The 20,080-nt window shown below is 31.6% G+C and carries 18 protein-coding genes; all 18 read left to right on the top strand.

All coding sequences use genetic code 11. From position 1 onward, the window contains the following. Positions 1 to 7 precede the first annotated feature (7 nt). Positions 8 to 1,183, top strand: coding sequence for a radical SAM protein (locus DWW96_RS10035; RefSeq protein ID WP_117900032.1), 1,176 nt, complete (start codon positions 8 to 10; stop codon positions 1,181 to 1,183). A 36-nt stretch (positions 1,184 to 1,219) separates the two neighbouring features. Then, entirely contained in the window at positions 1,220 to 2,467 is a 1,248-nt protein-coding gene (locus DWW96_RS10030; protein ID WP_117910309.1) for a hypothetical protein, read from the top strand. A 29-nt stretch (positions 2,468 to 2,496) separates the two neighbouring features. Next, complete coding sequence (locus tag DWW96_RS10025) at positions 2,497 to 3,393, top strand: glycosyltransferase family A protein (RefSeq protein ID WP_117910308.1); 897 nt, start codon at positions 2,497 to 2,499, stop codon at positions 3,391 to 3,393. 26 nt (positions 3,394 to 3,419) lie between these two features. Further along, positions 3,420 to 4,577: a glycoside hydrolase family 99-like domain-containing protein gene (locus DWW96_RS10020; protein ID WP_117910307.1), complete on the top strand. Its 1,158-nt coding sequence runs from the start codon at positions 3,420 to 3,422 to the stop codon at positions 4,575 to 4,577. 61 nt (positions 4,578 to 4,638) lie between these two features. Further along, positions 4,639 to 5,670: a polysaccharide pyruvyl transferase family protein gene (locus tag DWW96_RS10015; protein ID WP_158562686.1), complete on the top strand. Its 1,032-nt coding sequence runs from the start codon at positions 4,639 to 4,641 to the stop codon at positions 5,668 to 5,670. A gap of 59 nt (positions 5,671 to 5,729) precedes the next feature. Further along, positions 5,730 to 6,710, top strand: a complete 981-nt coding sequence (locus DWW96_RS10010; protein WP_117910305.1) for a Coenzyme F420 hydrogenase/dehydrogenase, beta subunit C-terminal domain — start codon at positions 5,730 to 5,732, stop codon at positions 6,708 to 6,710. After that, complete coding sequence (locus DWW96_RS14560; RefSeq protein WP_117910304.1) at positions 6,703 to 6,930, top strand: 4Fe-4S dicluster domain-containing protein; 228 nt, start codon at positions 6,703 to 6,705, stop codon at positions 6,928 to 6,930. The genes DWW96_RS10010 and DWW96_RS14560 overlap by 8 nt, the downstream gene beginning before the upstream one ends. A 21-nt stretch (positions 6,931 to 6,951) precedes the next feature. Further along, positions 6,952 to 8,238 (top strand): O-antigen ligase family protein, encoded by a 1,287-nt coding sequence (locus DWW96_RS10000; RefSeq protein WP_117910303.1) that lies wholly within the window; start codon positions 6,952 to 6,954, stop codon positions 8,236 to 8,238. Positions 8,239 to 8,253: 15 nt separating this feature from the next. Then, positions 8,254 to 9,666 carry an oligosaccharide flippase family protein gene (locus DWW96_RS09995; RefSeq protein ID WP_117910302.1) on the top strand — a complete coding sequence of 471 codons (1,413 nt, stop codon included), beginning with the start codon at positions 8,254 to 8,256 and terminating at the stop codon, positions 9,664 to 9,666. Positions 9,667 to 9,704: 38 nt separating this feature from the next. Then, positions 9,705 to 10,865, top strand: coding sequence for a polysaccharide pyruvyl transferase family protein (locus DWW96_RS09990; protein WP_147586626.1), 1,161 nt, complete (start codon positions 9,705 to 9,707; stop codon positions 10,863 to 10,865). A 152-nt stretch (positions 10,866 to 11,017) separates the two neighbouring features. Continuing rightward, the gene (locus DWW96_RS09985; RefSeq protein WP_117910300.1) at positions 11,018 to 12,757 is read left to right on the top strand and encodes a thiamine pyrophosphate-binding protein; all 1,740 of its coding nucleotides are present in this window, start codon (positions 11,018 to 11,020) and stop codon (positions 12,755 to 12,757) included. A 3-nt stretch (positions 12,758 to 12,760) separates the two neighbouring features. Then, positions 12,761 to 13,822 carry an NAD-dependent epimerase/dehydratase family protein gene (locus tag DWW96_RS09980; RefSeq protein ID WP_117910299.1) on the top strand — a complete coding sequence of 354 codons (1,062 nt, stop codon included), beginning with the start codon at positions 12,761 to 12,763 and terminating at the stop codon, positions 13,820 to 13,822. Between the two features lie 486 nt (positions 13,823 to 14,308). Next, positions 14,309 to 14,917, top strand: coding sequence for a VanZ family protein (locus DWW96_RS09975; protein ID WP_117910298.1), 609 nt, complete (start codon positions 14,309 to 14,311; stop codon positions 14,915 to 14,917). A 368-nt stretch (positions 14,918 to 15,285) separates the two neighbouring features. Next, positions 15,286 to 15,450 carry a hypothetical protein gene (locus tag DWW96_RS14040; protein WP_158562685.1) on the top strand — a complete coding sequence of 55 codons (165 nt, stop codon included), beginning with the start codon at positions 15,286 to 15,288 and terminating at the stop codon, positions 15,448 to 15,450. Positions 15,451 to 15,561: 111 nt separating this feature from the next. Further along, positions 15,562 to 16,503 (top strand): hypothetical protein, encoded by a 942-nt coding sequence (locus DWW96_RS09970; RefSeq protein ID WP_117910297.1) that lies wholly within the window; start codon positions 15,562 to 15,564, stop codon positions 16,501 to 16,503. Positions 16,504 to 16,966: 463 nt separating this feature from the next. Continuing rightward, complete coding sequence (locus DWW96_RS09965) at positions 16,967 to 17,434, top strand: hypothetical protein (protein WP_117910296.1); 468 nt, start codon at positions 16,967 to 16,969, stop codon at positions 17,432 to 17,434. Positions 17,435 to 17,701: 267 nt separating this feature from the next. Then, positions 17,702 to 18,634 carry a hypothetical protein gene (locus DWW96_RS09960; protein ID WP_117910295.1) on the top strand — a complete coding sequence of 311 codons (933 nt, stop codon included), beginning with the start codon at positions 17,702 to 17,704 and terminating at the stop codon, positions 18,632 to 18,634. A gap of 169 nt (positions 18,635 to 18,803) precedes the next feature. After that, the gene (locus DWW96_RS09955; RefSeq protein WP_117910294.1) at positions 18,804 to 20,006 is read left to right on the top strand and encodes a nucleotidyltransferase family protein; all 1,203 of its coding nucleotides are present in this window, start codon (positions 18,804 to 18,806) and stop codon (positions 20,004 to 20,006) included. The last annotated feature ends 74 nt before the right edge of the window (positions 20,007 to 20,080 follow it).

The following is a 20,080-nucleotide window of genomic DNA, read 5'->3' as shown; positions in this document are numbered from 1 at the left end:
GGAAGCAATGGCAGAGAAGAAATTAAATGGTACAGTTATCGTAACATATAGATGTAACGCACGTTGCTCAATGTGTAACAGATACAAGGCACCATCAAAACCAGAAGAAGAAATTTCAATTGAAACAATTAAGAAGTTACCTAAGATGTACTTTACAAATATAACAGGTGGAGAACCTTTTATACGTACAGACTTGAAGGACATTGTTAGAGAATTATATAAGAAGAGCGATAGAATTGTTATTTCAACTAATGGATTCTTTACAGATAGAATTGTTGATTTATGTAAGGAATTTCCTAATATCGGAATTCGTATTTCAATTGAAGGTCTTGAACAGACAAACAATGAAATCCGTGGATTAGATGACGGATATAACAAAGGTTATACAACACTTAAGAAATTACGTGAAATGGGAATGAAGGATGTTGGTTTCGGAATGACAGTTCAGGACAAGAATGCACCTGATTTAGTACCACTTTATAAGATTTCTAATGAAATGGGAATGGAATTTGCAACTGCTTCATTACATAATAGTTTCTATTTTGTAGAAGCAAAAAATATAATTAAAGATCGTCCAATGGTAGCTAAGAATTTCGAAGATTTAATTAATGAATTACTTAGATCAAAGAGTCCTAAGAAATGGATGAGAGCATATTTTAACCATGGTCTTATTAATTATATTTATGGACAGAAAAGATTACTTCCTTGTGATATGAGTTTTGATACATTCTTTATTGATCCGTATGGTGATGTAATGCCATGTAACGGAACAAAAGACAAAGAAGTAATGGGTAACTTAAACAATCAGAGCTGGGATGAATTATGGAATAGCCCTGAAGCAGAGCAGGTTAGAGCAAAGGTTCGCTGCTGTGACAGAGACTGTTGGATGATAGGTTCAGTGTCTCCAGCAATGCACAAGTACATCTGGAAACCTGGATTCTGGGTACTTAAACATAAGTTTAAAGCATTGTTTAGTAAACACCCATATAGTATGTATGAGAATAAAATTGTACGTGACTACAGAGATGGTAAAGTAACTAAAGAAGAATTAGATAAATGCAGTACTTGTGATATGTGCGCAACAATTAATGATGGATTAAGCGATGCTTCAAGAGAACAGCTTAAAGATAAGAGCGGTGAAGAAATAGTTGATGCAGATATTGCAAAACAGATGGGAGAATAGGTGCTATTAAGCGAACATAGGGAGAAATAAATACATATGAAAGTTATTGCTTTAAAAAATATAATTTTAGAAAAAAATACTATCACATATAAGTTTGATATTCCAGAAGAATTAAGAAAACATATTAATATGGAATATATTGATGAACATAATCAAGGAACTTTATTTGTGAGACCACAAAAAGAAACAAAATTGGAAGAAATTCCAAAATCTATATTGTCGATTCCGTTTATTGGGACGATGATGGGAATTGCAATGTTGTATCAAATTCCTATTAAAGTTGATGAAGTGGATGCTGACTATTTGAAATCAACACAAGAACTAGGATTGATTTTTAACAAGATGTATCCACAAGGAAATCTGAAATTGAAAGTGATTTCAGATAGAGTTATTGAAAATAAAAAGAACAGTGTTGGAACAAACAAAACATCGGTGTTCTTTACAGGTGGAGTTGATGCTACAAGTGCATTGGTTGAAACAATTAATCTAAAACCGTTATTGATAAATATAGTTGGTGGAGACATAGCACTTTCAAATCAAAAAGCACATAGCAGATTAGAGGAGTATTTTAACAAAGTTAAAAATAATATTCCAGGAGTAGACTATTGTTTTGTTGAATCTAATTGTAGAGAATTGTTTAAAGAGTATTCCTTTGACGAGAAATTCAAAAAGTTTATTGATAGAGAACTGTGGTGGGGATATTGGGCAAGCGTTGCACATATAGTTGTGATGACTGCTGTTATAGCCCCAGTGATTTATTCGAAAAATATCAATTGCCATTATATAGGATCTTCGCATTCATCACTAGATAGCGCATTTGATGCCAATAATGAAGAAATAATTAATGCAATTAATTATTGTGGTTGTAAATTTATATCAGCTGATGCGGACTTGGATAGAAATGAGAAGGTTAAAAAGATAGTAGATTATTCTTCTAAAACAAACAAGTATTTCGAATTACAGGTTTGCTGGAATAAACAGGAGGGAATGAATTGCTGCAAATGTGAAAAATGCTATAGAACAATGATGAATATTTTGTCGGCACATGGAGATCCTAATAAATTTGGGTTTAGATATGATACTAAAAAAATGAAAGAAATAAGAACATTCTTAGAAACAACACCGATAAAATTAAGTTATTGGGAAACGACACAACATATGTTTGTGAAAGAGAAGGATTATTGGAAAGATACTGAATTATCATGGTTTATTGATTTTAAATTTAATAGACCTAAAGCATATGCCTATAAGATAATTAAAAGAGTAATAAGTAAGTTCAAATAGTAGATTTAACTAAAAAAGCGAGGACGCAAATGAGTGATATTACAATTCTAACACCTACTTATAATAGAGAGAAGCTTCTGCACAAACTGTACAAGTCCTTATGTAATCAGAAAGATAAAGAGTTTGAGTGGATTGTTGTTGACGATGGAAGCAATGACAATACAGACGAGTATATTGAGACAATACAGAAGAAAGCAGATTTTCCCATTAGGTATTATAAAAAAAATAATGGGGGGAAGCACACGGCTCTTAATTATGGATGCCAATATGTTAAAACTAAATTGGTGTTTATTGTTGATAGTGATGACACACTAACAGATGATGCAATTTTAACAATTCAGCGAATATATGAAAAATATAAAAATGAAGATGACATTTGTGGGTTTAGTTTCCTGCGGGGAAAATCAAGAGGGGGGTATTTAAGCACATCGGGAGTACCAGAAGACGGAATGAAAGAGTCTTTTGTTGAGTGTAGAATAAATAGAAACATCGGTGGAGACATGGCTGAAGTTTGGTATACTCATTGCTTAAGAGAGTATCCGTTTCCTGAATTTTTGGGTGAAAAATTTTTGGGAGAAGATATTGTTTGGGTACAGATGTCTAAAAAATATAAGATGAGATTCTTTAATAAAGTTATTTATATTTCAGACTATTTAGATGAAGGATTGACTAATAACAGGCGAAAGCATAACATAAGTTCGCCAAACGGTTGTGTTGCGAGAGCGAAAACTTTTTTAGAATCAGATTCAATTTTAAAAGCAAAAATAAAAGCAGCATTACAATATCAAATATATGGAAGGTTTGCAGCACATTCATTAAAAAAATTATTTGAAAATACAAATAGTAAGTTGTTGTATATATTATGTTTTATTCCATCACAAGTATTGTATTACAAGTGGAAAAATAAATACCAAGAAAATATTTAGTGAAAGTATATGTGAGGAGAATTAGGATGAACACAAATAAAGCAAGAGTTATAGCATTATATTTACCGCAGTTTCACCCAGTACCGGAAAATGATAAATTTTGGGGAAAAGGGTTCACAGAGTGGACAAATGTTGCAAAGGCAAAACCGCTTTTTCGTGGGCATAACCAACCACGAATTCCGGCAGATCTTGGATTTTATGATTTAAGATTACCTGAAATTAGTGAGGCACAAGCTGAATTGGCGAAGGAAGCAGGGATTGAAGGATTCTGCTATTGGCATTATTGGTTTGGAAACGGAAAGCAAGTACTGGACATGCCTTTTGAAAGAACGGTAAATAGTGGGAAACCAGATTTTCCATTTTGCCTGGGTTGGGCAAACCATGATTGGACGACTAAAACTTGGGAGAAAGGAAAAGGGAGATCTAAAGATACCATGATTTTCAAACAGGAATATCCAGGTGATGAAGATTATATAATGCATTTTAATCAATTTCTTAAAGCATTTAAGGATGATAGATATATAAAAGTTGATGGTAAACTATTATTTTTAGTATTTAATCCTTTTGGAATACCCGACGTCAAACATTTTACTGAATTGTGGAACAAATTAGCAAAGGAGAATGGATTAGAAGGATTTCATTTTGTGGCAAGTAATTCAGCACCAAAGCTGAAATTGGATAGTACTACGAGTTCCTTTGAAAATGATTACAAAAAGAAAATAGAAGGAACTAGGGCGCTAGGATTTGATGCTGTAATGACGTCAAATCAAAAAAATGCGGAATTGAAGGTTGCTGGAAAATTCAGAAAAATACTAAATTCAATTGTGCGTCGTTTTATGCCAAGTTTATATGTTGAAAAGTATTCGTATAAAAAAATTATAGAGAATCTGTATACAAATCTGGATAAACGAAATGATGTATATCCACAGTTATTAGCTGGCTGGGACAGATCTCCAAGATCCGGGAGAAAGGCGATTGTTTATTATGGGACAACACCAGAAACATTTAAGTATGCTGCTGAGATGGCTGTCAAACAAGTTGAAAATAAAGAGTCAGATCATAAAATTATTTTCTTAAATTCATGGAATGAATGGGGAGAGGGAGCATACATGGAACCTGATTTAGAATTTGGAAAGGGCAAGATAGAGGCTTTAGCAGAAGTTCTCGACATTAAAAAAGTCTGATATTTTGTCGAATGTCTGTCAAAAATTTAATATGCTAAATTATAAATATGGAGAGGCAAAAATGGAGAAGAAGGTTGGAATATTAACATTTCATGGAGCAGATAATCTTGGTGCTGTATTGCAAGCATATGCACTTTGTAAATATATAACTTATAATATTAATGTACAGGCTGAAATTGTGGATTATATTTGCGATGAAGTGGAAAAAACAAGATATGCAAATAATTGTAACGTTATAAAGAAAATGCCACTTATGTTGTATTATAAAATAAAGCGCACAGGTTTTGAAAAGTTCAGAGATAAATTTCTTTCTCTGTCCGACAGAAAATATGTACGCGATGATATTGAAAATTGTAATTTGTTATATTCTACGTTTATAACAGGAAGTGATCAAGTTTGGAATATAGAATGTTCAGGTGAGGACAATACATATTTTCTTGATTTTGTAGAAACAGGAAAAAAGAAAATTGCATATGCGGCAAGTATTGGATCAATTGAGTTTAAAGAAGAAAAGATTAAAGAAATTAAAAAACTTTTAAAAGATTTTAATGCAATTTCTGTTAGAGAATCATCTTCAATACAAAAGTTAGGGTTAGAGGAGAAAACACCAATTTTACCTGATCCTGTTTTCTTGCTTGATAAAAGTCAATGGAAAGATGTTGTTACAAATAGAGTCAAAAAGAAAAAGTATATTTTAGTTTATTTAATACAGGAAGATGTTAATGTTGTCAGAGCAGCTAGAGAATACGCAGCAAAGTATAATTATGACATTATAATAAATAAAAAAAGTATTAAGTTTATTTTAAATAATTCTCCAGATTGTTTTTTGAATTGGATTGATAATGCGGAGGCTGTTTTTACTAATTCTTTTCACGGCACAGCCTTTTCTATTATATTTAAAAAAAAGTTGGCAGCGGATATTGCTTTAAGTAATGGAGGTGTAAATAACAGAATAAGAGAGTTACTATGTTCGGCAGGATTGGAAGAATGTATTATTTCGAATAATAAAATTAAACCTGTGAGAGCAGAAGCAGATGAATGGTTAAAAGTACAAAGAAAGAAAGCGTATGATTTCTTGAAAAAGAATATATAAGATTTAGACAATAAATTTGAGTGTGTATTGTGTTGGCTTTGGACAAAAGAAGGGAAAATATGCAGAAATTTTATAAATTTAAACATAATAATTTAGAAGTTAATAAAAAAAGTTCATCGGGTGGTGCATTTACATTATTAAGTAATAAAATTTTTGAAAAAGGCGGAATAGTTTATGGTTGTGTACTTGATGATGAATTTAATGCTATTCATATAAGGGCTGAGAACAAAGAAATCAGAAATAAAATGAGAGGGTCCAAATATATTCAAAGCAATATACTTAAATCGTTTGACCTAGTTGCTTCAGATCTAAAGGAATGTCATAAAGTTTTATTCTCAGGCACGCCATGTCAGATTAATGCAATGTTGAATTATTTAAAACAGAAAAAAATTTCTACAAAAGAACTGATTACGGTTGAAGTTATATGTCATGGGGTAGGAAGTAGTAGATTTTTTCATGATTATGTTAAAGATAAAGAAAAAAAGGAAAAGTCAAAAGCAGTAGATGTATGTTTTAGATCTAAATACAGAACAGGCCAAAAGCAAGATATGTCAATAAAATTTAAAAATGGAAAAACATATCATGCAGCATCAACTAATTTAGATTGGTTTTATTCTATTTATTTGAAGAATTTAATTCTTAGACCCTCTTGCTATAAGTGTAAGTTTGCTAAACAGGATAGAATAGCAGATATTAGCATTGCAGACTATTGGAAAAAAGATGAAACTGAGGATTATTCTTTAATTATATGTAATACGGATAAAGGTGGAAGATTGTTGACGAACAAAATCGATGGAGAGTTTGTTGAGATAAATAAAGCTAAAGTTCATCAGCCGCATATGAATGCTCCTTGTAACAAACCTATTGATAGGGAGCAATTTTGGAAAGTATATTTATATCAAGGGTATGAAGAAGTTCAAAAAAAATGGGGAAATAATACGCTTAAAGGACGAATAAAATATATGATGGCAGAAATACTACAGATTCTTCATATTACAGGGATTGTTAAAAAGATGATGAAGAGGGCGAAAAATGACTAAAAAAAGGGAAAAAATACATAATAAATTAAAACAAGAGCAGCCCATACTTTTTCATAGTAAAGAGGAATGTTGTGGTTGCTTGGCATGCGTTGCAATTTGTCCAATGCAAAATATAACAGTAAGCGTAGATGAGGAGGGATTTGAATATCCCGTGATTAGTGGAGAGAAGTGCGTTAAGTGTAATAGTTGTATAAGTGTGTGTCCGTTAAAAATAAAATAAAAGTAATGAAAGGTTAAGATAATGGGAAAATTGAAGTTTGGCATATTTTCATTTTGTTTACTAACAATATTTTTATTCCCAATTTTACCACAGTATATATATATAATTGGTGGAATTAATGTTGTAAATATGTTGATAGCCATTTTTGTAATAATTTATGTGTTATTGTATGGAAAGGTTATAAAGCCTCAATTAAAAAATAATATTATATTTTACTGGTTGTTTATGATAATGGTGGCAATAAGGTATTTAATTGACTCTGAACCATTGAAGGCGATTACATACATGTTAGCCTTTGTGTTGTTACAATGGTTTTTTATTTCAATCATAGACTCGGAAAGTAGATTTAGTAAGGCAGTTGATACTTTGATCGCAGCTGGATGCTTTCTGGGAGTGTTAGGAATAATTGAGGCTATATTCAAGACAAATTTTATTCAGCTATTTGCAAGTAGTAATATTGAATTTTTTTACGATGTAAGATATGGTTTACTTAGAATTATGACAACGTTTGGACAACCTATTACATATGGTTTATATCAGGTTTTTGTGATAGTTTTAATAAATTATAGAATGGGAGTTGTCGGAAAAAATAAACAGTTGAAGTTATGCTATTTTATTTCGGTTTTAAATATATTTTTATCAGTGTCAAGAATTCCAATTTTGGCTTATATATTAGTACAAATTGTGCTAATATATCATAAATCACAAAAGAAATTTCTAAACTATTTAATAATTGGTTGTGTTGTAATTCTTATTTGCATAATATTGGGTACAGCATTTGGTTTGAAAATTCCTTTTGTTGATGATTTGGTTCAAACGATTAGCCAAATATTTTCGGGCAATACGGAGAGTACAAGTAAAACTATTGGTGTAGGTAATAGGTTTGATTTGTGGTCTTGGGTATATTTGTCTATGGGAAATCATTGGATATGGGGGAATGGCATGACGGCAAAATTTGCGTATGAAGTGTACACATGGCAAACAAAAACGTCAATTGAAAACCAATATCTTTTTGTGTTATGGCACAATGGAATAGTGGGATTAGTAATGTTAATTCTTTCCTATATTTCAACTTTGATTTTTACATGGAAAAGACGAAAACAATATATTAATCAGGGTAATGAAAAAATATCATTTAATGTTGTGATGTTTGTTATAATGATTGTTTATTATATCGCTGAACTAGGTGTTCAGGAGACTGATATGACACGTATGTATTCAGTATTCATTGCACTAATTATTGCCTATAATAGGATTGCAAATAAAACAATTGAAAAGAAGAATATTGAAATGAACATCAAAATTTAAGGAGTAGACAAGTTAATGAGCGAAAATAATTATAAAAAAGCCGGAACGTTTTATTTGGTTGGTAACGTATTTAACAAAGGAATAGCTTTTTTGACGGTTCCGGTTTTTACAAGAATTTTGTCAACTTCAGATTATGGTATAGTAACAACATATAATTCGTGGATAGGTATTCTTAGTATGATTATGGGATTTGCTTTACATATGAGTATTAGAATGGCTAGTGTTGATTACAAAGAAAAAATAGATGACTTTATGTCGACTATAGTTATGTTTACAAGTATCACATCTGCGGTAATGATTGCTATTGCTTTTGTATGTATTAAAGTGTTTCACATAGATATTAATCTTTCTCTTGTTATTATTTGTATGATGCATGCATATGCAACAGCTACGATTGAAGATTATTCTAGTTACCTGATGATGCAGTATAGATATAAGAGAAGAACGGCATTGATGATTTTACCTAATTTTATATCTGTTGTAGTATCTATTATAACAATAAAATTAATTTTAAAGACGAACTTATATTTGGGAAGAATCATACCAACTGCAACTATAACTACAATTTTTGGTATTATGATTGTGATATTAGTATTAAGAAAAGGTAAAATACAGATAAAAAGGGAGTACATAAGGTACGCAATGGCCATATCAGCACCATTGATTTTTCATGGTATTGCATTAAACATACTTTCACAGTCTGACAGAATAATGATAACGGCTCTGGCTGATTCTTCACAAACAGGAATATATAGTTTGATTTATAATTTTAGTATGATTGCAACTGTAATAACAACAACGTTGGAAGGGGTATGGGTTCCTTGGTTTATTAATAAGTTAAAAGAAGGTTCAAGAAAAGAAATTGGAGTTGTGGCAAAAGACTACATTCATTTAATGACTTATGCAATGTCATGCTTATTGCTAGTGGCTCCAGAGGTAGTTAAGATATTGGCAAATAAAAATTATTGGGAAGGCATTTCGATTATTCCTCCTGTTGTATTGGCTAATTATGTTATTTTTGCTTATTCGCTTTACGTTAATATAGAGCATTACTATAAAAAAACACCATATATTACAATCAACACCATAATTGCAGCAGTTAGTAATATTATTTTAAATTTTATTTTTATTCCAAAATTTGGTTATGTTGCAGCAGCTTATACAACGCTTGCATCATATGTTATTTCATTTGCATTACATTCTAGATATGCAAAAAAATTGGAACCCGATTTATATCCTTTAAAACAGTTTATTATACCGTTATCACATCTATTAGTAATTACAGTAATGTTTTACTTATTTAAAGAACACTTTGTGGTACGATGGGCATTGATGATCGTTTATGTTTTACTTATGGCCTTTAGAGAACGTTATAGGTTAAAGATATATTTTCCTGAAATACATTTTTTTAGAAAGGCACATAAATAATTTGAAATCACTAAGTAATGAAGATAGGAGAATATATAATGAAAATTGGAATGATGGGATTTGATTTTGAAAGTCCTAATAAAGGATGCGAGGCTCTTACATATTCGTTTATAAATATGCTTTTAGAGTGTTATGGGAATGACTTGCAAATAGTAAATTTTTCATATGGTGGATTTGGTATATTCCCAGAAAGATATCCAGAAATAGACTTTTTGATTAGACGTCCTAAAATAAAAAATCCAATTGATTGGATAAAAATAAAAAATGAAATGGCAGGACTAGATATAATCTTTGATGTCACTTTTGGAGATGGCTTTTCAGATATATATGGGAAAATGTGGAACTTTACAACAGATATGTTAAAACAACTAGCAATTAATTCCAAAAAACCTTTGATTCTTTTACCTCAGACATATGGTCCTTATAAGAACTTTTTACTAAAAAAATGGGCAGAACAGTTGGTAAAAGAATGCCATATGGCATATTCAAGAGACACAGCGTCGGCTAAAGAAATGAACATAAAATGTAAAGATAAAATTAGGGTTATTACAGATATGGCATTTGGCTTACCATATGATAAAACAATGTATAATATAGATAAAACAAGAATTAACGTAGGAGTTAATGTGTCGGCATTGCTATGGGATAGTGGATATGCAAAAGATAATAAATTTGAATTAAAAGTTGATTACTACACATATATAATGAATTTAATAGAGAAATTGTTGGAAATGGATAAATATGCTGTTCACTTGATTCCACATGTCATTTCTACAAATAATTATAACAATGCTGAAAATGATTTACGACCATGTAAGGAAGTTAAAAATAGATTTTTTGATAATGATAAAGTGATTTGTGCACCGGCATTTGAAACTCCAATAGAAGCAAAAAGTTATATAGCTAATATGGATATTTTTGTTGGGGCAAGGATGCATGCAACAATTGGAGCTGTTTCAGCAGGTGTAGCAACAATTCCGTTTGCTTATAGTAAAAAATTTAAAACAATGTTTGGTAATTTGGATTATAAATATGTTATAGAAGCAAGAAATATGGATACAGATGCAGCATTAAAACAGACGAAAGATTGGATAGTTAATTATAATGAATTAGAAAAAGCATCTTTGAAAGCAAGAGAAAAGACAAGAGATAAATTGAATCTATTAAAGAAGGAGATATCCGTATTTGTAAATAAATAATTTATTATTTATTTACAGATTTTGCTATATTGTATACTTGTAATAATAAAAAATGGAAATAATGGCAATTAATTATTATTTTATGGTAGAAAGGAGAAGGCATATTTGCATATGGATATTAAAATAACTTGTTGCAATATGCTGGGTAATATATGATAAATTGTACAGATGAGAGAAATGCACAAATATTAATTGAATTACTAAAAAAACATGGAATTAGAAAGGTGGTTGCAAGTCCTGGGACTACAAATGCTTGTTTGGTTTCAAGTATGCAAAATGATCCTTTTTTTGAAATATATTCTGCACCAGAAGAAAGATCGGGAGCTTATATGGCATGTGGTATGGCAGCTGAAACAGGAGAAGCAGTTGTTCTCAGTTGTACAGGAGCAACAGCATCTAGAAATTATATGCCGGCATTGACTGAGGCATATTATAGACAACTACCAATTTTAGCGGTAACTTCATCTAGAAGAAATGCTTATATTGGACATAATTGTGACCAAGTTACAGATAGAACAGTTTTGCCTAACGATATTGCAAAATTAAGTGTGCAAATGCCTATAGTTTTTGATGATGTTAGTGAATGGAACTGTACGATTAATGCGAATAAGGCGATTTTAGAATTATTCCATAGAGGTGGAGGACCGGCACATATTAATTTGGAAACTACATATAGCAAAAAAACTGTTACTGATATTAAACCGGTAAGGGCAATTTTTAGATATGATGCGTTGGACAAATTACCAGATATAAATGCAAAAAGTGTGTGTGTGTTTGTTGGATCACATATACAGATGTCAAAAAAATTACAGAATGCTATATCTGATTTTTGTGAGAAGTATAATGGAATAGTGTTGTGTGACCATACGAGTAATTATCGTGGAAAGTATAGAGCATTTTGTAACATTGTTACAGGTCAGTACTATTGGAAATCAAAGATTAAAAATGTTGATTTAATACTTCACATAGGGAATATATCATCTTCAGATTATGGCATTAACGCAGGTGAAGTCTGGAGAATAAATCCAGACGGAGAAATAAGAGATACATTTAGAAAACTTTATAAAGTGTTTGAAATGGATGAATTAGAATTTTTCGAAGCGTATAATAAAATGAGAGAGTATAAAGAAGATGATAGTTTTCTGAATTTATATAAAAAAGAAGAAGGTGAAATATTGGAAAAAATTCCAGAGTTACCGTTTTCAAATATTTGGGTGGCAAGTGTTACGGCAAAAGAACTCCCAGATAACTCGGTTTTACATTTAGGAATTCGTAACTCTTTAAGAAGTTGGAATTTCTTTGATACAAAAGAGTCCGTGAGAGGGTATTCAAACACTGGGGGATTTGGGATTGATGGAAGCATATCAACAATTATTGGGGCAGCACTATGTAACCCAGATAGGTTATACTATTGTGTAGTTGGAGATTTAGCGTTCTTTTATGATATGAATGCACTTGGAAATAGACACATTCCACCAAATGTTAGAATTTTAGTAGTGAATAATGGTCTTGGATTTGAAATGAAATTTCCTACATCATGGGGATGCAGTATTGCGAATGCAATAGGGGTATCAGAAAATGATTATGTATGTGCAGCAGGACATTATTCTCAGCCTAATTTAATTAAATGCTACGTCGAGGGACTGGGATTTAATTATGTTAGGGTTAACGATAAGAAAGAGTATTTACTTAATCTGAAAGATATAACTAGTGCTAAAATTGCGGAAAAACCAATGATTGTTGAATTGATTGTGGATTCAGAAGATGAAGATATGGCGTTAAATTTAATTGGATCAATTATGGTTGATGATTCAAATTTGGCTAAAGTTGCAATAAAAAAAGCAATTGGGAAAAAAGGGATTAACGCAATAAAAAAGATGGTTAGAAGGTAAGTTATGAACATTCTTATTTTAGGTGGAACAGGAGCAATAGGTAGAGCATTAATTGATTTGTTAAAGAGCACATCATGGAATGTATTGGTCACGAGTAGAAATGTTAGGGAGAATGAAAATAATATTAGATATGTTAAGGGAAATGCACATGAAGAGGAGTTTTTGAAACAATGTCTAGAAATAGAGCATTGGAATGCTATTGTAGATTTTATGGCATATTCTACAAAAGAATTTTCTGAAAAAGTGGATTTATTCCTTAACAAAACGGATCAATACTTTTTTTTAAGTTCAAGTAGAGTTTATGCAGAAAGTAATATACCAATAACCGAAAACTCAAAAAGAATCATAGATGTTTGTGAAGATGAGGAATACTTGAAAACTGATGAGTATGCTTTGGCGAAGGCTCGACAGGAGAACATTCTTTTTAACTCATCAAAGAAAAATTGGACAATAATCCGACCATATAAAACATATAATGATAACAGATTCCAACTAGGAATGTTTGAAAAAGAGGACTGGTTATATAGAGTTATGATGGGAAAAACATTAGTGTTTCCGAAAGAGATGGCTAAAAAGAAAACCACACTTACTAATGCTATAGACGTATCGGTTGCAATTAAGAATTTAATTGGAAATCAAGCAGCGTATGGAGAGGCGTTTCATATTACTACAACAGAATCAATTACTTGGCAAAATGTGCTTGATATATATATATATTTTCTACAAAAAAGTACGGGCAAGCATTACAAAATTAAATATATAGATAATATAGAAAAATTCTATGAGATATGGAATAAATATCAAATAAAATATGATTGTAATATTGATAGAATATTTGATAATTCAAAAATTAATAATGTAATAAACAAAAGTATTTCATATACTAGATTTGAAGATGGATGTGTCAATTGTATGAATAATTTCTTGGACAATCCATCATGGCGTAGAATTAATTGGAAGTTAAATTTTTGGATGAACACAATTTCAAATGAGAAAATAGCAATATGGAATGTAATAGGTAAGAGAGAAAAATTAAGATTTATAAAATATTTCTTTAGTAAATAGGTTATCATAGGTATAAAATCGCAAATTAAGTTGCTATTACAGTATAGGGTAAGCGCAATTAAACTTTTTGAGGTTAAGAAAAATTCAATTATAATATTATATTGAATAAAGGTGAGTAATTTTGAAAATTCCTGAAAAGAGAAAAGAATACTGTTATAGTAATATCCTATTTAAGACAATCTATAAAAAAATAAGTTGCGTGGAGAAGGGAGTATCTAAGATAGAAGCATATTTTTCATTTATATAGATGAAAATAAAATGACTATGTGTGTAGAAAGCACCAGAGAATGTTCATTTATTTTTTATTAGTAATAATGTAATAATTGCTGTGGCGGTTGAGATTGTAATATATGATACTTTTATCATATATTTAATAAAAAGTAGGACAACTTAGGCAAATTGTATTAGCAATTTGCTACTATTAAAACTAAAAAATGTTTATATAGATGTTTTTCAAAAATATTTGTTAGATTAGAGGGTTATAAAATGGAAAATATTATTAGAAAAATTATAAATAATGTACTAACTGCCCTTTATCAACCATTTGGAGCAGCAGTACTTCTTGCATTTGTTGCGATGTTTGTATTTATATATGCAAAAGAGCATAATTGGACAAAGAAGGATTTAATAAAAAATATTTGTTCAACATGGTTTTCTTATTTTATGAAAAGTTACGAATTTAGACGAGCATTTTTGCTTATATTTTATTCAGTAATGATTTTATCAAGAACAGTTTTGTACAGAGATATTTGGACAAATCCATTAAGCAATGTTATGGGGAATTGGATAGTTAAAAACGAAAATGGCATATGGTTTACAGAGCCAATCGAAAACCTCCTGCTATTTATCCCATTTGCAGTTATGCTTTTATGGGCATTTAGAAAAGAACTTCTTGGGGACAAGCCGGGACTTAAAAAGACCATGTGGGTGGCAACAAAGACAGTTGGTATTTTTTCATTTGTCATTGAATTTTCGCAGCTGCTGTTTCACCTTGGAACCTTCCAGATATCGGATTTGGTTTACAATACTTTAGGCGGAACTGTCGGAGGGCTTGCGTATTATATAATTTATAAGTTTAGACATAGGAACGGATAGATTTTCGTTTTGATTTTATAGTCCGGTCGATGCTTAACTCTTTAGTGGAGGAGGCGTTGATTGGACTTTTTTTAATGATTTATTTTTGTGAACAATGGGAAGATTGATATGGATTGTAATATTTAGAGCGATATGTTAATATATTGGTACAGAGATAACCGAATTGATTTCGGTTGAAAAGCACTTACGCTTCGGTGTAGGTGTTTTTTATTTTTATTTGTAGAAATAGTTAGTGTAAAAGAGGAAGAAAAAAATGCTATAACTGTAACATCTGTAGACAATAGTGAGTCTGCAAATGAATATCATGATTGTCAGGATACGTTGGATAAGGTATATCTTTTATCATACAATGAAGCAATGGAAATGCTATGGTTGGAATTAATGGGAGAATAGGTTTTGGATATAAAACTTGCGATACAGCTGCATGGGGTGTTAGACCTGTTCTACATATAGATATTTCAAAGAAAACTGTTTGGAAAAAAGCAGGAAAAGTGGTTGTTACTAATAAAATACGGTTCATATTTAGTAAATAAACATCACATAAAATATATTTGCACAATTTTACACAATATGATATATTAATCGTATAAAACGTTTTACAAATATTATGATGCTTTAGCTGGAGCGATTTATATGGAGGGTTTATGGCGGAAGCTAACATAAAACATAAAGACAGAGTGTTTCGGATGCTATTTGGCTATGAAAAGTATAAAGAAAATCTGTTGGAATTATTTAATGCGCTAAATGATACGGCTTATACCAATCCTGATGATTTGGAAATTAATACATTAGATGATGTATTTTACATGAAGATGAAGAATGATGTGTCTTGTATTATCGACAACAGGATAGCGATTTATGAACATCAGAGTACATGGAATTATAATATGCCATTGCGAGGATTTAGATATACGGCGGAACTGTATAACAAGTTTATAATGGAGAATGATTTGGATGTATATCGTAGAAAAATGATAAAGCTGCCGACGCCGCAGTATGTTGTATTCTATAATGGGCTAGAGAAACGACCGGAGAAGGAAATATTACGACTTTCGGATTCATTTATAATGCCGTGTAGTGAAGGTGAGTATGAGTGGACTGCAACGGTTTACAACATAAACGACGGCCACAATAAAGATTTGATGAACAAGTGCAAAATTCTGCAGGAATATGCTACAATGGTAGCAAAGATAAGAGAATTCCGGCAGAAGGGATGCGAGTTGGATATGGCGATAGAGGAAGCGATAGAGTATTGCCTTTTACATGATGTTTTAAAGGATTTTCTGCTGGAGAATAAGTCGGAGGTGGCAGATATGCTTAGAATGGAATATGACGAGGCCAGAACCATGAATCATCTGAAAGAGGATTATTATGAAGAGGGCGTGAAAGATGGCGAAACCATTGGCGCAATGAAGGCAAAGATATCGTTGATATGCAGAAATTTGTCAGCAGGAATAACAGCGGAACAGATTGCAGAGTTTATGGGAGAAGACATTTCATTTGTTCGGAAAGTATGTGATGCAATAGGTGATAATCCAGAAAAATGTGATGTGGATGAGGTAGTGGAGAAACTGATAAAAGGATAGAAGTTTTATTTTCATAAAGATTGTAAAAGATTTAAAGGCATTATCAAAAATGCAGATTGTGAAGAATAAAAACGTCGTTAGTATAATTGTAATAGTTTAAAGGCATCATCAAAAAGATGGTGCCTTTAAATTTGGTAACTGTTAAGATAAACTACGAGTATAACATCACATAATGTATTAATTGCAATGCGGATATTTATCTGCTATAATAACCCCATAAAACGTTTTACATACATTATAAGACTTTAGCTAAGTTATAAATGAAAGAAAATGGAATTTATATAGTCCAAAGATTATAAAGCTGCCAACGCCACAATACGTCGTATTTTACAATGGGAAGCAGAAGCGCCCGGACAAGGAAGTACTAAGGCTGTCGGATGCATTTATTGTACCGAGCAGGGAAGGTGAATATGAGTGGACTGCAACGGTTTACAACATAAATGACGGACACAATAAAGAGTTAATGAACAAGTGCAAAATTCTGCAGGAATATGCTACAATGGTAGAAAAGATAAGAGAATTTCAGCAGAAGGGACTTGATTTGGATTTATCCATAGAGGAGGCAATAGAGTACTGCCTTACGCATGAAGTTTTGAAGGAATTTCTGCTGGAGCATAAGTCGGAGGTGACGGACATGCTTAGAATGGAATACGATGAAGCAAAAACATTGGAATCATACCTTGAAAAAGGCCAGGAAATCGGAAGGGAAGAGGGCGAAATTATTGGAGAAAAGCGAGGAAAAGTTATTGGAGAAATGAAGACAAAGGTATCACTGATATGTAGAAATTTGTCAGTAGGAATAGCAGCGGAACAGATTGCAGAGTTTATGGGAGAAGATATTTCATTTGTTCGGAAAGTGTGCGATGAAATAGGTGACAATCCAGAAAAATGTGATGTGGATGAGGTAGTGGAGAAACTGATAAAAGGATAGAAGTTTTATTTTCATAAAGATTGTAAAAGATTTAAAGGCATTATCAAAAATGCAGATTGTGAAGAATAAAAACTTCGTTAGTATAATTGTAATAGTTTAAAGACATCATCAAAAGGATGATGTCTTTAAATATTGTAGTTTTTAAGATGATTAAATATCACATAATGTATTAATTGCAATGCTGATATTTATCTGATATAATGATTCCATAAAACGTTTTACATACATTATACGACTTTAGCTAAAGCACTTGCATAGGGAGGTTTTATGGCAGGAGCTAACATGAAATACAAGGACAGAGTATTTCGAATGATATTTGGATACGAAAAGTATAAGGAAAATTTGTTAGAATTATTTAATGCGCTGAATGACACTAATTACACAAATCCTGATGATTTGGAAATTAATACGTTAGATGACGTGTTTTACATGAAGATGAAGAATGATGTGTCGTGCATCATTGATAACAGGATTGCGGTTTACGAACACCAAAGCACGTGGAGCTACAACATGCCGCTGAGAGGATTCAGATATACTGCGGAGCTTTATAACAAGCTTATTTATGAGCAGGATTTAGATGTATATCGCAGAAAGATGATTAAACTACCAACGCCGCAGTATGTTGTATTTTATAACGGAATAGAAAGGCGGGCAGAGAAGGAAATATTACGACTTTCGGATTCATTTATAATGCCGTGTAGTGAAGGTGAGTATGAGTGGACTGCAACGGTTTACAACATAAACGACGGCCACAATAAAGATTTGATGAACAAGTGCAAAATTCTGCAGGAATATGCTACAATGGTAGCAAAGATAAGAGAATTCCGGCAGAAGGGATGCGATTTGGATATGGCGATAGAGGAAGCGATAGAGTATTGCCTTACGCATGAAGTTTTAAAGGATTTTCTGCTGGAGCATAAGTCGGAGGTGGCAGACATGCTTAGAATGGAATATGACGAGGCCAGAACCATGAATCATCTGAAAGAGGATTATTATGAAGAGGGCGTGAAAGATGGCGAAATGAAGACAAAAGTTTCACTGATATGCAGAAAACTGATTAAGGGAATGTCGCAAAGTGATATTGCAGAACTATTGGAAGAAGATACGTCATATGTAAAAAAAATATGTGATGAAATAGGTGATAATCCATCGGAATGTGATGTGGATGAGGTTGTTAGAAAATTAAGTAAGATAGAATAATTTAGGAGCATCTAAAAGCCATTTATATTAAGAAATTACAGAAACAAAGTATTAGAGTGTGGATGCAATTACATGGCTGGGAATTTTGCTTGGCATAGTATAATAAAATATAATTTAAGAAATATTTTATAATTGTATTAAAATAAAAAATTGAAAGAGATAAATTGTGATGGCAAATATAAATTTGAAAACTTATTATATGGTGATAAAAATCCTTGGAGATTTTGTTAACAATAAGATAATTGACAAAGATTTTTTTAATGAAAATATTATAGATGTGGCAAATGAAGAAAATTCTCAGAAAATATATATAGGAAGAATTTATTATATTGCAAAGAAACATAATCTTGTTTCAATTATGGCACAGGCAATGGAAAAGTTGGGATTTGAATCTGATAGTGATATTTGGAAACGTTGGTTAAAGGAGAAAAATCAGCTTATTTACAAAAGTGTGCTTATGGATGTAGAGCGTGAAGCAATTCAGGATTTTTTCGAGAAAAATAATATTTGGTACATGCTTCTTAAAGGAATGGTTATAAGAAAATATTATCCGGCTCCGGAACTTAGGGAAATGGCTGATAATGATATTTTATTTGACAATAAATATTCTAAAGAAGTTTATGAGTTTATGACAGCAAGAGGATATAAATCTGACGACTATAACAAAGGATATCATGACGAGTATTTGAAACCGCCTGCTTATAATTTTGAAATGCACAGACAGTTGGTCAGCTCAAAGGAAAGACCTAAGTGGTATGAATATTATAAAGATGTTAAGTCAATTTTGATAAATGATGCAAATGGCAAAAATCAGTTTTATTTTTCTGATAATGATTTTTATGTTTATTTTATAGTGCATACATATAAGCATTTTCTTAATAGTGGGATGGGTTTGAGAACTGTTTTGGACGTATATTTGTATGTTAGTAATTTGCAGGAAAAGTTGGATTTTGACTACATTGAAGAGCAGTTGAAGAAACTTGATGCTTACGATTTCGAGCAGACATTTAGAAGTATTGCCTTTAAAATGTTTGATGAAAATTTGGAAGATAGAAAATGGTGGGATTTATTTGACGTTAAAGAACAGGAAATGTTGTCATATATTCTTGACGCCGGAACATACGGAAATTTGGAAAATAGTGTGGCTCACAAGATGGGGTATACTAAGGGTGAGAAGAAGAAAGCATCCGATAAAGTAAAATACATATTCCGCAGACTTTTCCCTTCAATGGATACAATCGAGGAATTTTTCCCATTCTTTTACAAGCATAAATGGGCAATTCCATTCTTGTATATTTACAGAATTGGCAAGATTCCATTTACGCGAAGAAAAAAAGTCGCGGGCGAGCTTAAGGAAGTGTTTAAAAAGTAAGAATGGTATTCTGTATAAAACCAAATCAGGGCTGGCAATGTGCCAGCCCTGATTTGATTGTGCGATATGTTGCA

It is taken from the genome of Eubacterium sp. AF17-7 (genome assembly GCF_003461285.1).
In the GTDB taxonomy this organism is placed as follows: domain Bacteria; phylum Bacillota; class Clostridia; order Lachnospirales; family Lachnospiraceae; genus Eubacterium_U; species Eubacterium_U album.
The sequence above is the reverse complement of the archived record's forward strand: the minus strand, read 5'-3'. Positions and strand labels throughout refer to the sequence as shown.